Source organism: Nocardia sp. NPDC004260, assembly GCF_053603155.1.
Genome location: NZ_JBSGEZ010000016.1, coordinates 24,939 through 38,018 on the forward strand (window position 1 = coordinate 24,939; position 13,080 = coordinate 38,018).

14 protein-coding genes are annotated in these 13,080 nt (G+C 68.5%); 3 read left to right on the forward strand and 11 right to left on the reverse strand.

Translation table 11 applies throughout. From position 1 onward, the window contains the following. Positions 1–60 precede the first annotated feature (60 nt). From ACWEO7_RS12055 to ACWEO7_RS12070, 4 genes are all read right to left on the reverse strand, one after another. Positions 61–765 (reverse strand): DUF6081 family protein, encoded by a 705-nt coding sequence (locus tag ACWEO7_RS12055; RefSeq protein ID WP_452422934.1) that lies wholly within the window; start codon positions 763–765, stop codon positions 61–63. A gap of 8 nt (positions 766–773) precedes the next feature. Next, positions 774–1,700 (reverse strand): SAM-dependent methyltransferase, encoded by a 927-nt coding sequence (locus ACWEO7_RS12060; protein ID WP_452422936.1) that lies wholly within the window; start codon positions 1,698–1,700, stop codon positions 774–776. Positions 1,701–1,873: 173 nt separating this feature from the next. Next, a complete protein-coding gene (locus ACWEO7_RS12065) occupies positions 1,874–2,341 on the reverse strand; it encodes a hypothetical protein (RefSeq protein WP_450023152.1) in 468 nt (155 codons plus the stop codon). A gap of 26 nt (positions 2,342–2,367) precedes the next feature. After that, a complete protein-coding gene (locus ACWEO7_RS12070) occupies positions 2,368–3,201 on the reverse strand; it encodes an SAM-dependent methyltransferase (protein ID WP_452422938.1) in 834 nt (277 codons plus the stop codon). A gap of 254 nt (positions 3,202–3,455) precedes the next feature. On the opposite strand from ACWEO7_RS12070, the gene ACWEO7_RS12075 reads away from it, so the two are divergent. Then, positions 3,456–4,352 carry a helix-turn-helix domain-containing protein gene (locus ACWEO7_RS12075; protein ID WP_452422940.1) on the forward strand — a complete coding sequence of 299 codons (897 nt, stop codon included), beginning with the start codon at positions 3,456–3,458 and terminating at the stop codon, positions 4,350–4,352. Positions 4,353–4,916: 564 nt separating this feature from the next. Here the strand turns inward: ACWEO7_RS12075 and ACWEO7_RS12080 are convergent. The 3 genes from ACWEO7_RS12080 to ACWEO7_RS12090 all read right to left on the reverse strand — a co-directional run bounded on the left by ACWEO7_RS12080 (position 4,917) and on the right by ACWEO7_RS12090 (position 7,919). After that, positions 4,917–5,927: a zinc-binding dehydrogenase gene (locus ACWEO7_RS12080; protein ID WP_452422942.1), complete on the reverse strand. Its 1,011-nt coding sequence runs from the start codon at positions 5,925–5,927 to the stop codon at positions 4,917–4,919. Between the two features lie 58 nt (positions 5,928–5,985). Further along, positions 5,986–6,735: an LGFP repeat-containing protein gene (locus ACWEO7_RS12085; protein WP_452422944.1), complete on the reverse strand. Its 750-nt coding sequence runs from the start codon at positions 6,733–6,735 to the stop codon at positions 5,986–5,988. Positions 6,736–7,037: 302 nt separating this feature from the next. After that, positions 7,038–7,919 carry a LysR family transcriptional regulator ArgP gene (locus ACWEO7_RS12090; RefSeq protein ID WP_452422946.1) on the reverse strand — a complete coding sequence of 294 codons (882 nt, stop codon included), beginning with the start codon at positions 7,917–7,919 and terminating at the stop codon, positions 7,038–7,040. Positions 7,920–7,993: 74 nt separating this feature from the next. Between ACWEO7_RS12090 and ACWEO7_RS12095 the strand changes: the two genes are divergently transcribed. Then, positions 7,994–8,602 (forward strand): LysE/ArgO family amino acid transporter, encoded by a 609-nt coding sequence (locus tag ACWEO7_RS12095; RefSeq protein WP_452422947.1) that lies wholly within the window; start codon positions 7,994–7,996, stop codon positions 8,600–8,602. Positions 8,603–8,612: 10 nt separating this feature from the next. On the opposite strand, the gene ACWEO7_RS12100 is transcribed toward ACWEO7_RS12095, so the two are convergent. Beyond that, the gene (locus ACWEO7_RS12100; RefSeq protein WP_452422949.1) at positions 8,613–9,419 is read right to left on the reverse strand and encodes an LLM class flavin-dependent oxidoreductase; all 807 of its coding nucleotides are present in this window, start codon (positions 9,417–9,419) and stop codon (positions 8,613–8,615) included. Positions 9,420–9,736: 317 nt separating this feature from the next. Between ACWEO7_RS12100 and ACWEO7_RS12105 the strand changes: the two genes are divergently transcribed. Further along, positions 9,737–10,753, forward strand: a complete 1,017-nt coding sequence (locus tag ACWEO7_RS12105) for an NADP-dependent oxidoreductase (RefSeq protein WP_452422951.1) — start codon at positions 9,737–9,739, stop codon at positions 10,751–10,753. On the opposite strand, the gene ACWEO7_RS12110 is transcribed toward ACWEO7_RS12105, so the two are convergent. The 3 genes from ACWEO7_RS12110 to ACWEO7_RS12120 form a co-directional block, all read right to left on the reverse strand. Then, positions 10,754–11,107, reverse strand: a complete 354-nt coding sequence (locus ACWEO7_RS12110; protein WP_355080497.1) for a hypothetical protein — start codon at positions 11,105–11,107, stop codon at positions 10,754–10,756. It lies immediately after the preceding gene. A 73-nt stretch (positions 11,108–11,180) separates the two neighbouring features. Beyond that, positions 11,181–12,008, reverse strand: coding sequence for an SAM-dependent methyltransferase (locus tag ACWEO7_RS12115; RefSeq protein ID WP_452422953.1), 828 nt, complete (start codon positions 12,006–12,008; stop codon positions 11,181–11,183). 145 nt (positions 12,009–12,153) lie between these two features. After that, entirely contained in the window at positions 12,154–12,903 is a 750-nt protein-coding gene (locus ACWEO7_RS12120) for an IclR family transcriptional regulator (protein WP_452422955.1), read from the reverse strand. Positions 12,904–13,080: the final 177 nt, after the last annotated feature.

Genomic DNA, 13,080 nt, shown 5'->3' on the forward strand with positions numbered 1-13,080 from the left:
GCCGAGTGTGGCTGGGCGCCATTGTTTTTCGGCGAATTCCGCCCGAAGGCCGGGATCCGGTCACGCTACGGTGAAGTCGCGCCACGACGCGTGCAGGCCCTGCCCGCGCAGCGACGTGCTGCGCCCGTCTTCGATCGGATGCAGGGTGATGATGCCGAAACCGATCTGCACCGTCTCCGGCAACCGCGGCGCGCGCGTGGTGTACACCGGGATGTCGTCGACGTACCAGCCGGCGGTTCCCGCGGCGCGGTCGATGGTGACGCTGTAACGGTGGAATTCGCCGGGTTTGATGTCGACCCCTGCCAAGGGCGCGTGCACGACGTGGGTGAACGCCTCCTCCGCGGGCACGACGCCCGGTACGAACAGTCGTTCGTGAATGGCGTACGCGTGCCTGCTCGTCGCGATGAGGTCGAAGACCTGGGCGCTGCTCATATCGAGGACGTTGAACGCGGCGAAGCCGTCCCGGTAGTCCTCGCCGGTGACGCCGATGTTCTCCGCCGCCAGCTCCACCGCGAAGGTCCGCGGTCCGCCGGTCAGATCGAACGTTTCGGTCGACACCAGCAGATGCTTCGGGTTGTCCAGAATCTGGACCTCGGCGTGGGATCGGGTGAAGGCGTCGATCCGGACCGATACCGCGCCCTCGCCGACCTCGGTGCGGGCGGCCGGGTCGGCGTAGCGCCACGTCTGGTCCGGTCCGAGGGGGACTTCGAGGAAGCGCCACCGGTCTTCGCGTAGATCCGGTCCGCTCAGGTCGTCATATACCATCGTGGCAGTTACCTTTCAGCCGATTCGTTCGGGGGATCCGATAGGTCGTCCTCGGTCGCCCGGCGGCGCAGGGGGGTCACGACGCCGTTCGACGATCCGGACTTGTAGCCGACGCCGCCGAGTAGCAGACGTTCCTCCGTCAGCCGCGGCCGCAGCGCGGGCCCCATCGGCCACCAGTCGTCGAGTTCGACCAGGCCGGGCTCGATCAGTTCCAGATCGCCGAAGTACGAGGCGATCTGCTCCCTGGTGCGGTACCACCCCGAGCCAAGGCCCATTTCGGTGAAACGCCGTTGCAGCTCGATGGCCATCTCGTGCGCCTCGCCGCCGTCGGCGGGATCGTAGAAATGCGTGATCGCGACGTAGGAGCCGGCGGGCAGCGCATCGATGTACTGACGCATGATCCCCGCCGGATCGAGATCGTCGTCGACGTGATGCAGGATGCCGCACAGGATCAGCGCCAGCGGTCGGGTGAGGTCGAGGTGCTGGGTCACCTCGGAGTTCGCCAGCAGGGTTTGCGGGGTGGTCAGATCCGCGGGCACGAAATGGGTGAACTCGTTGCGCTCGAGCAGTACGCGGCCGTGGATGTTGCACACCGGATCGTTGTCGACGTACACCACGCGCGCCGCGGGGTTCTGCTGTTGCGCGATCTCGTGTGTGTTGCCGACGGTGGGCAGACCGGCGCCGATGTCGAGGAATTGGCCGATGCCGACGGTCCCGGCCAGATAGCGCACGACGCGGTGCAGCCAGCGGCGATTCATGCGGGCCACGTCGCTCTGCCGCGGTGCGACTTCGGCGACTCGGTCGCGTACGTAGCGGTCTACTTCGTAGTTGTCCTTGCCGCCGAGGGTGGCGTCGTAGACGCGGGCGATGCTCGCGCGTGTCGTGTCCACGCCTACCGGCGCGCGGACACCGGTCTGGGGAGCGGAATCGGACATGGAGACCTCTCTCTAGTTTCCGTCGCCTGGCTCACCAGCCTAGGGACCGCCGAATCGGGGAGCAATCCGTGCGGATGCATTCGGCCAGTGCTGCTTTCGTGAACCGATGGCGGCCTTGCCGAGCGCGACCGAGCATGGGAACCGGTCGGTATTCATCGGTTGCGGGCGATGACTCAGGACGCGCCGGGCCGGTACAGCACCCGTCCGGGCAGCCACCCGCCCTGGACATGCGTCACGCGCCACCAGTCGATGTGCACCTCCACCGCCTCGATGGGCGTGGACAAGAACGGTTCGATCTGTGGCTCCTTCCGTAACAGCGTCCGGAACGTCTCCTCCCGCTCGCTCGCGCCGGTGCGGACCACGGCCGTGCCGAGGCCTTGTGCGAACGGGTTGAGGAATCCGTCGGGGACGACCTTGACTCCGACGCTGGGATTGGCGCGCAAGCCGTCCAACGTCCGTCCGCTCGACTCGAGCACGAGCGTCAAGCGGAACGGATCGCCGTTCAGCTCGGCGAAGAACGCGTTCGAGCACCAGTTCACGCCCGCTTTCGACGTGGCGAGGTCGATGCTGGTGAAGCCGAGGACACCGGTCAGCTTGTCCTGGATGTCCTGATCGGTGATCCGCACGTCGTTCGATGTCATGTCGGGCTCCGTGGTGGGGGACGGGTTCAGGTTTTGCGGCCGACGCCGCCGAGTATGAGACGTTCATCCGGCCACGGCGTGCGCAGCGCTGGGCCGCCGGGCCACCATTCGTGCAGTTCCACCAATCCCGGTGGAACCATTTCCAATCCGTCGAAGAAAGCCTGGATCTCCGCGCGGGTGCGCCAGCGTCCGGTGCCGAGGCCCCCGTCGTGCAGTGCTCGTTCGGCCAGTCTGGCCAGCGCGTGCAGCTGTTCGCTCTCGGCGGCCGGATCGAAGAAGTGGCTGATCATCACATAGGACCCCGGAGCGAGGCGATCGATATACCGCCGCATGATGCCCGCCGGGTCCCGATCGTCGTCGACGTGGTGCAAGGTGCCGCACTGCATCAGCAGCACCGGTCGGGTCAGATCGAGGTAACCGTTGACCGCGGGGTCGTCGAGCACGTCGTCCGGCCGGGTCAGGTCCAGGTCGAGAAAGTGAGTGCGTTCGTTGGCTTCCAGCAGCTTGCGCCCGCGCGCGGCGCAGATCGGGTCGTTGTCCACGTAGACCACCGCGACCTCGGCGCCGAGTTCCTGGGCGACCTCGTGGGTGTTCTTCTGCGTGGGCAGCCCACTGCCGAGATCGAGAACCTGGTCGACACCCGCCGACCGCGTGACGTACCGGACCACCCGCTCGAGCCAGCGCCGATTCGCGGCGCCGACGTCGTCCTGGTGCGGCACCGCCTTCTTCAAGCGCTGGTACACCTGCCGGTCGGACTCGAACCAGTCCGTCCCGCCGAGGGCATAGTCGTACACCCGTGCGATACTGGGTATCTCCGGGTCCACACCCGCTAGTCGGGTCGATCCCTCTGCCGACGTCATGGCGCTCCTCCTCCGCGTGGCCACCGTCGGGGGCGACTCTACGCACAGCCGCCTCGGCGCGCCGGGGAATTCGGCCCGGATATTGCGTTGGCGCTCTTGCGAATCCATTCGTGCGTATCCGATTCGCGGCACGCGCTCGCGTCCGGGCCGGTGTCTGCGTGCGGCCGAGTAGGATCGTCAGCCGACGTTCCGACAGCTGTGATGGTGGAGGCACTACGCCGCGCGGTCTAACCCCCGATCGGCCGGAGGCATGCATGACCAACGACGAGGACAGTGGTGACAACGCCGAATTCCCTGCGGCAGAACGTGGTCCGACGGTACTGCGGATCGCGCTCGGCAGCCGGTTGCGTCAGCTGCGCGAGGGCTGCGGAATCAGCAGGGAGGCGGCGGGCGACGCGATCCGTGGATCGCATGCCAAGATCAGCAGGCTGGAGCTTGGCCGGACGGGGTTCAAGGAACGCGATCTGCACGACCTGCTGAACCTCTACGGAGTTGTCGACCCCGCTGAACGCGAAACGTACTTCGAGCTGGCTCGGCGGGCCAACGACCCGGGATGGTGGCAGCACTACAGCGATCTGCTCCCGGCGTGGTTCGAGACCTACATCGGCCTCGAACAGGCCGCCACCACGATCCGCACCTACGAGGCGCAGTTCGTCCCTGGGCTGCTGCAGACCGCCGATTACGCACGGGCGGTGATCCAGCTGGGCAACACCGACGAGACCGAACGCCGCGTCGCCATTCGCATGCGCCGCCAGCAGATCCTCTACCGTGCCGCCGCTCCCACGCTATGGGCTGTCATCGATGAGAACGCGCTACGCAGGCCGGTCGGCGGGGTGGAGGTGCTGCGCGAGCAGATCGAGCATCTGGTCACGATGGCCGACCGTCCCAGCATCCGGATCCAAGTGTTGCCGTATGCGGCGGGTGGGCACTCCGCCGCGGGCGGCCCGTTCAGCATCCTCCGGTTTCCCGAGCCCGAGCTGCCCGACATCGTCTACACCGAGCAGCTCACCAGTTCCCTGTATTTCGACAAGCAGCGCGATGTCGAGCTGTACATGTCGGTCATGAACCGGATCAGCGTGGAGGCGCTTTCCCCGGCCGAGAGCGTGCGCTTCCTGCGCGGGCTGCTCAACGAGCCGCAATCGGGCGAATAGGACTGACTCGATCGGCGTTTCGGAGTGCGATATCCGTGCTCCACGTGTCTGCGCCGGCTCGGCGCGGGAAGTTTGCCAACAGGGTCGCGGGCGACCGGGGAGTCGCCGCCGCGTGCTGTCGGTGCCGGGATCGCGTCGTGCGCTCGGACACCGGTCGGTCGGCGCGGAGCGGCGGAGAGCGAAGGCTTCGAATCGAATCCTCGTTCCGTGCCGTGAAATCCGTTGTCGTCGGCGACAACTCGGTGAAATGCGATCGGCAGCAGGTAACGGTTCGATATCGCTCCATCGCGGCCGATGCTGATTTGTTATCGAGCAGCCTGCGTTCACCTCGATTTTCGAGGTTTTCGAGACCGGTGGCGCCAATGCACATGCACGCGCGCATGTACGTACCGATGGACGATCACCGACGCGACGCGGCCGCTGTGGTGTGGCAGTATCCCTGTCGAGGTCGGGGTCTGAGGATCGGCTCGGGCACTGGCTGGTTCGGCCACGGCGGCCCCAATGCGAGTTGGGGCCGCCGGCGGAGCCGTCGCGAACCGCTCCGGTATCCGGATTGCCGATAGTTCACGGCGTCAGCACGATCCGAATCGGATTGCCCTCCTTGCTTTCCAACGCGTGTACCGCTTTGTCCGCTTCGGACAGGGGGAGCACGGCACTCACCGACTTGGCGAAATCGAGCCGATGCGCGCGGCGCAGGCGCACGAGTTCGAGCACATGGTCGGGCTCGGAGCCGTAATGCCCGCGCAGCTGTTGCTGCCGAAAACTGAAGATGGTGCCGTTGGTGATCGTGATCGGCTTGTCGGTGAGCCCGACCAGCACCAAGCGTCCCTCGTCGGCGAGGCATCCGACGGCTTGTTCGCGCACGGGCGCGAAGCCGGCGAAGTCGAACGCGGCATCGAGTCCCGCTCCCGCGGTGGCGGCGTACACCTTTTTCGCCAGTTCCGGGTCGGCCGGATCGAGGGCGAGGTCCGCCCCGAATTCGAGCGCGCGCTGCCGGGCGGCGGGCAAGGGATCGACCGCGATGATCGGCGCGGCGCCGATCAGCCGGAGCAACTGCACCCCGTGCGCGCCGAGCCCGCCCACGCCCCACACGCCGGCCGACTCCGCGGCCCGCACCTGACCGGTACGGGTGATGGCGGCCCACGGCGTCGATACCGCGTCGGGGATGAAACAGGCCTGCTCGAACGGTAGGTCGCCGGGGATCGGCACCAGGGTGTCCGCGGTGGCCAGCGCGTATTCCGCCCAGCCGCCGTCGTAGTCAACGCCGCGGGTGTAGGTCTTGCCGTCCCGGATCTCGCCCGCCTGCAACAACACCCGGTCGCCCGGCTGGGGACCCTGCACCTCGGGCCCGAGGGTGTGCACCGTACCCGCGACCTCGTGCCCGAGGGTGACCGCGTCGCCGGCCAGGTACATCGGCGACAGCACCCCCTCGATGAGGTGGACATCCGACAGGCAGACACCGGCGGCCGCCACCTCGATCAGTACCTGACCCCGGCCCGGGGTCGGCACCGGGACGTCCTCCATGCGGAACCGATGCCCGTCGGCGGCACGCGGGAACAGTCGTCCAGCAAGCATGTTCAACTCCTCAGCAGGCCGATCGGTTGATGTCCACCGCGCGTTCCGGGGCGATCGATCAGGGCGTCCATGTGAGGCGGCCGCCCTCGAAGTCCTGGGCTTTCCCGTTCTCGAAGTCGTACTCGTCGCTGGTGGGGTAGCCGTAACGCCCGGCTTCGCCCCCCGCGGCCTCCCAGTGCTCGCGAATGGATCCCCAGACGACATGGGCGCCGGTGCGCGGGGCGTAATAGATGGCGCCGCCGCCGAACAGGTTGTAGCGGCCGTTGCCCGCGCGGGCGGGGGATTCGTCGGTGATGGGGAACCCGAGCGGGCTGCTCTCCCAGCCGAAGGAACCCCACTTGTCACGGATCACGCCGCCGATCTGATGCGCGGCGGTGCCGAGCGACCAATAGATCGAGCCGTTCTGAAAGACGCTGTAGCTTCCCGGCTTCGATGGTGTCGCCACCTCCCGCGCCACGGGGTAGCCGAGCGCTCCGCCCTCGTAACCGAGATTGCCCCATTTGTCGCGGATGGCGCCACCGACCTGACGGGCGCCGGTGTCGGGGTGCCAGTAGATGGACGAGCCGCGCTCGAACGCTTGGTAGCGGCCGCCGCGCGCAGCGGAGTCCTCGGGTGTGACGGGGTCGCCGAAAAACGCGGGCCCACCGGCCTCGTCGTACTCCACTTCGATCGCTCCGCCCACGTCATAGGGGCCGATCGGGCGCGCCGCCGCATCGGGGACGATGCCTGCGAGCAGGATGCCGAGCGCGGCGACGATGGCGAGCGCGCCACGGGTGCGCGAGTGGTTCGGGCGACGGTGCCGTGCCAAAGTGAACTCCTGTGCATCTCGGGTGGGTGCGGGATGGAGCTGAAGCTTTCGGTCGGCGTGCGGAGATCAAGTTACCTCGCCGGGTCGCGATGCGGAGCGATACGAGGTACTCGAATGCCCTGGTGTCGTGCGGTGCGGTGGTCGGCGGCCATCCAACTCGTCCTGGGCTCCGAACATACTGGCGGTGCTACCGTGCCCACGGTCGCACCTTCTCGGATACGGTGCCGCCGGGGCTGGGTGCTCGCACCCTGCCTCGGCGGTGTCATGAACGGAACATGTTGCCGGGCAAGATGAGTCCGATCTCAGCGGAGGACGTTCGCCGCCTCGGCGGCGATGGTCGCGGCGACCGCACCGAGGGCGGGGGAGTCCAGACGCCACTGCTGCCAGTACAGCGGGACATCGATGACGACGCCGGGATCGATCGAGACCAAGCGGCCGTCGGCTCGGTCCTCGCGGGTCTGCAGATCCGGGAGCATGCCCCAGCCGAGCCCGAGCCGGACCGCCTCGGCGAATCCGGTGGACGAAGGCACATAGTGGCGTGGCGGATTCAGCGGCTTGCGACCGCGCCTGCGCAGGAGGCGATCCTGCAGGTCGTCTTTGCGGTCGAACAGCACGACCGGAGCCGCGGCGTAGGACTTCGCCGTCGCCCCGTCGGCGAACCAGCCGGCGGCGAATTCCGGACTCGCCATCGGCCGGTAGCGAATCGCTCCGAGTCGATCGACCTTGCAGCCCTGCACCGGCTGGGCGGTCGAGGTGATCGCCGCCATCACGGTGCCGTCGCGCAGTAGTCGCGTGGTGTGTTCCTCGTCCTCGCGATGGATCTCGAAGCACACGCCGCGCGGTGCGCGGGCCAGCGCGGGCAGCACCCAGGTCTCCAGGGAATCGGCGTTGACCGCGATGGGCACCCGGATCGGGCCGTCGGAGGGTTCGCCGCCGAGTTCGCGTGCGGTGTCGCCCGTCAACAACTGGATCTGCCTGGCCAAGCGCAGGACGGCCAGTCCGGATTCGGTGGCGCGCACCGGTTTCGTGCGCTGCACGAGAATCCGGCCCGCGGCGTCCTCCAGCGCCTTGATCCGCTGACTGATCGCCGACGGCGTGACACTCAGCCGTCGGGCCGCGGCGTCGAAGGTCCCCTCGGTGATCACGGCGTCGAGTGCGCGGAGCTGGTCGAGCTGGAGATCCATATTAAGAAAGCGTAATGATAGATAAGAATCTTTAGCTTGTCTGGGTATGATCCGCGGCCTTAGCGTCGCTGGACGTGAGCGTTTCCTCGGCGGTGGTTGCGGCTGTGTCCGGTTTGGGCTTCGGCCTGTCGTTGATCGTGGCGATCGGTGCGCAGAACGCGTTCGTGCTGCGGCAAGGGATCAGCGGCAGGCACGTGCCTGCGGTGGTCGCGGTGTGCGCGGTGTCCGACATCGTGCTGATCGCGGCCGGGGTCGGCGGGTTCGGCGCGGTCGTCCAAGCGGCTCCGGGGGTGCTCGTGGTGGCGCGCTACGCCGGAGCGGCGTTCCTGATCGGCTATGCGGTGCTGGCGGCACGGCGGGCCCTCGGCTCCGCCGCGCTGAGCGCCGAATCCGGGCGGACCACCGCGGCGCTCGGCGCGACGGTGGTCACCTCCCTCGCGCTGACCTGGCTCAACCCGCACGTCTACCTGGACACCGTGGTGCTGCTCGGCTCCCTCGCCAGCACGTACGCGAGCCCGGATCGCTGGTTCCTCGGCGCGGGGGCGATGTGGTTCACCGCACTGGGCTTCGGTGCGCGTCTGCTCGGCCCGCTGTTCGCCCGTCCGCGCGCTTGGCGCGTGCTGGATTCGGTGATCGCGACGGTGCTGCTCGGCCTCGGGCTCGGACTGTTGTGCAGCGGGTGAGAGCGGGATGTCACAGCTGTGCCTTGGCCTTCGCCGCGAACTCGTAGTCGGCCTGCCACTCAGGGCCGGAAACGGCGAGGATGACGCGTGCCGCACCCGCTTCCGCGTAGGCGGCCAGTTGCTCGGACGCACGGCCGAGGTCAGTTGCCAGAGTGGGTGCCACGACCGTCACGGTGAGCGGCGGGCGGCCGTATTCCGCGGCGAGCGCGGCCAGTTCGGCCACATGCGCGCCGACCTGGTTCGGCTCCAGTCCGATGGCGACCCAGCCCTCGGCGTATTCGGCGGCGCGGCGTCGCGCGCGCTCGGCGTCGCCCGCCACGAGCACCGGCGGCATGGTCGCACCGGGTGCCAACGCGACCTCGGTGCCGTCCGGGAGGACGACCGGCCGCCCGGCGACCAGGCCGGGCAGCACGCGCAGTGCCTCGTCGGTGCGACGGCCGCGCTCGGCGAAGGACGCTCCGGCGGCACGCCATGCGACATCCCCGTGCGCCGGGTTGCCGGTGCCGACCCCGAGGATCAGCCGGTCGCCGGAGACATACTGCAGCGTGGCGATCTGCTTCGCGGCCCACGCGACCGGCCGCAACGCCAGCAATAGCACGCCGTAGCCGATGCGGATGCGGTCGGTCGCGGCGGCGGCGGTGGCCAGCACCACGGTGCTGTCCAGCATCGGCGCGCTGGCCACGAGATGGTCCGTCGACCAGACCGAGTCGAGGCCGCCCTCCTCGGCGAGGCGGGCGGCGGCACGCACGTCACCGAGGATGGGTCGTGCGGGATCAGGCGTCGAGGTGGGCAGGATGATGCCGACTTCCAAGGTCATGGTGTCGACGCTACGAACACCGGGCGCTCGCGCCAATGTCCCGACCGCTCGAGTCGATATCCCGGACACTCACACCGAACTTGCTACCGTGTAACGCCTTTCGCCCGACGACGACTTGCGGGTAGCGCGCCCGTGCGATGCGGCTGTCGACGCGCATGGGTGGGCGGCAGGAAGAACAGCAGCGGCGGCCCGGACGGATAATCGGCCGGATGCTGGAGCCTGCACCTGTTCCCCGGTTCGAACAGCAGTCGTGCCGATCGCCGGACACGGTCCGGCGCGAGCGGCCCGCGCCCACCCCTGCGGCTAGGGTGGGGCGCATGGTCGAGTCGACGCGAATCGTGCTTGCTTCCCGACCGGTGGGTGCGCCCACCGCGGAGAATTTCCGGACCGAGACCGCGGAACTCCCCGCTCCGGGCGAGGGCGAAGTTCTGCTGCGCACCCTGTACCTGTCGCTCGACCCGTACATGCGCGGCCGGATGAGTTCGGCGAAGTCCTACGCCGAACCGGTCGAGATCGGCGCGGTGATGGTCGGCGAGACCGTGGCCGAAGTGGTCGAATCCCGCGACCCGTCGCTGACGAAAGGCGACGTGGTCTCGGCCTATTCGGGGTGGCAGTCCCATGACGTCGTCCCGGCGCGCGGCGTGCGCAAGCTCGACCCCGGCAGGGTTCCGGTCTCGACCGCCCTCGGCGTGCTCGGCATGCCGGGCTTCACCGCTTACGCAGGGCTGCGCAAGATCGGCAGACCCCAGCCGGGTGAGACGCTCGTGGTCGCCGCGGCCACCGGACCGGTGGGCTCGGCCGTCGGCCAGATCGCCAAGATCGACGGCGCCCGCACGGTGGGGATCGCGGGCGGCCCGCGCAAGGTCGCCTATCTGAACGAACTCGGCTTCGATGTCGCGCTCGACCACCGCGCTCCCGATTTCGCCGAGCAGCTCGCGGCGGCGGTCCCCGACGGCATCGATGTCTATTTCGAGAATGTCGGCGGCGCGGTGGCGGACGCGGTGTACCCGCTGCTGAACACCTACGCGCGTGTGCCCGTCTGCGGGCTGGTCGCCGAGTACAACGCCACCGGCTCCCCGGAGGGCCCGGACCGGCTGCCCGCCTACTACAGCCGGATCCTGACCAAGAGCCTCACGGTGCGCGGGTTCATTCAGAGCGAATTCGTCCGTGAGCTGTACCCGGAATTCTTGCGCGAGATGGGCGAGTGGGTCGCCGACGGACGCGTGCGGTACCGCGAGGACGTCGTGTCCGGCTTGGCCGCCGCACCCGAGGCGTTCATCGGCATGCTGGAGGGCCGCAACTTCGGCAAGCTGGTCGTGCGGGTCGCCGACTGATCAGCTCGCCACCGCGCCGCCGCCGATCCCGAGGTAGACCACCATCAGCACGAACAGGAACCAGCCCGCGCCCTGCCAGATGGGCCAGGTCCGGCCGCGGCGCCACTGCACGTAGGTTTCGACGAAGGCGCCGATGCCGCCGATCAGCAGCACCACCGACGGCCCGAGCACCACGGCGACCTGCGCGGCGGTATCGCACAGCAGGTTGTCCGCGTCCGCGCACTCGCGCTGCGCGGCCCACAGCACGGCCAGCAGGAAGACCAGCGCGGCGGTGGCGAGCACCGAAGCGACGTAGGTCGCGGCGCGCCGGAATCCGCGCGGATCGCGCCAGCGTTTCTCGACGTCTTCGACCATGTTCACCACCTCGCCGTCCCTGGCCCCCGGTTCCTCCGACGTGATTGCCGAACGGCGGCGGCTCAAACGCCGCTCAGGGTTTGCGTCCGACGCCGGCCAGGTACCAGGCGGACCGCGTCGTGGCCGGGGCGACATCTGTGTCCGGGCGCCACGCGTCCACCGGAACGATTCCCGGCTCGACGAGTTCCGTTCCGGCGAAGAAGGATTCGGTCTCCGCGTGGCTGCGCGGCTGGAACGCGATGCCGGCCTGCTGAGCGGCGGCCGCCGCGCGCGCCATCGGGCGCGGGTCGAAATCGCCGGTGAAGTGGGTGAGCACCAGATAGCTGCCGGACGGGGCCGCGTCCAGCAGCCGGCCGACGACACCGTATGGGTCGTCGCTGTCGCAGAAGAACATCATGACCGCGACCAGCAGGATCGCGATGGGCCGGTCCTGGTCGAAGGTATCGGCCAAGGCGGGTGCGTCCAGGATGGCGCTCGGATCGCGCAGATCCGCGTCCAGGAAGGCGATCCTGCCCTGCGGCGTGCTCGCCATCAGTGCTCTGGCGTGGGCGAGCACGAGCGGATCGTTGTCGACACAGACCACGCGCGCGGCCGGATCGATGCGTTGGGCCACCTCGTGCGTGCTGCCTGCGGTGGGAAGGCCGGTGCCGATGTCGAGGAACTGATCGATGCCCGCCTCGCGGGCCAGATGGCGCACCGCCCGGCCGAGGAACGCGCGATTGGCGCGGGCCATGTCGCGGATACCGGGGATGTGCATGGCGACCGTGTCGCCGAGGGAGCGGTCGGCGGGGTAGTTGTCCTTGCCCCCGAGCCAGTAGTCGTACACCCGTGCCTCATGGGGAAGGCTCGTGTCGAGCTTGGTCGACGATCCGGCGCGCACTCGCGCGTGACCGTCCGGCATGGCGACTCCTTTCCCGGCGACGCAGGACCGGCGCCGCACCCCTGTCGCCTCCAAAGGCGACCTCGCGCTACGAATTACGCGTCAAGAATAGGGTGACGCATCCACAATGAGCGGTAATTCCGCCGATTGGTCCGTTTCCGGAGAGTCACTCGGCGGCGGCGAATCTGGCCGCGATCTCCTGCGCGGTGACCTTCGCGAGTTCGACGAAGAACGGCACCCGTTCGGGAATCATCAGTGTCGTGGGGCCGCGCAGACCGAGTGCGAACCGGCAGCAGCCCGCCGGATCGAGGATGGGCAGGCCGATGGTGCGGAAGCCCGGATCGAGTTCCTCGTCGTTGTAGGCGTATCCGCGCTCCCGCGTGGTGACCAGCTCGGCGCGCAGCTCGCCGGGCCCGGACACCGAGCGCTCGGTACCTTCGTCGTAGGGGAGTTCGCGTAGCTGCTCGTCGGTGGCCTCGGACCAGGCGAGCAGGGCCTTGCCGAGCGCGCTGGCGTGCAGGGGCAGCCGCACGCCCTGCAGTTTGTGCCCGTCGGTCTCCCGCCACCGGCTGGTGCCGAGCAGCACGGCGTGGATGCCGTGGCGGGTGGCGACCGAGCAGCTTGCCCCGGTGGTGCCCGCGAGCTGTTCCAGATACGGTTCGGCGAGGTAGATCCGGTGCTGGCGGTAGGCGATCTGCCCCCACTCGGCCAGCGCGCCGCCCATGCGGTATCGACTGGATTCGGTGTTCTTCTCCAGAAAACCCGCCTGCACCAGCGTGGTCAGCAGCCGGTGCGTGGTGCTGACCGCCAGGCCCTGTTGCCGCGCGACCTCCGAGACGCCGCGCTCCCGGCCGTCACGGAAGCAGTCCAGCACGGAGAGGGCGCGGGTGACGGTCTGCACGCCGGAGGGTTCCACGACTGTGACGGTAACACAAGAGTGCGGACCAAAGAGTTTGCTCTTTCCGTTATTTGGAAAACTCTGGCATGAGCAGCGTGGACCGACCGGCAACGGCACGGTCCGATCCGCATTCACGGTCGCATTGAGCGCGGGCAGTACAGAGGACTCGATATGTCAAGCTTTCCGATCTACGGA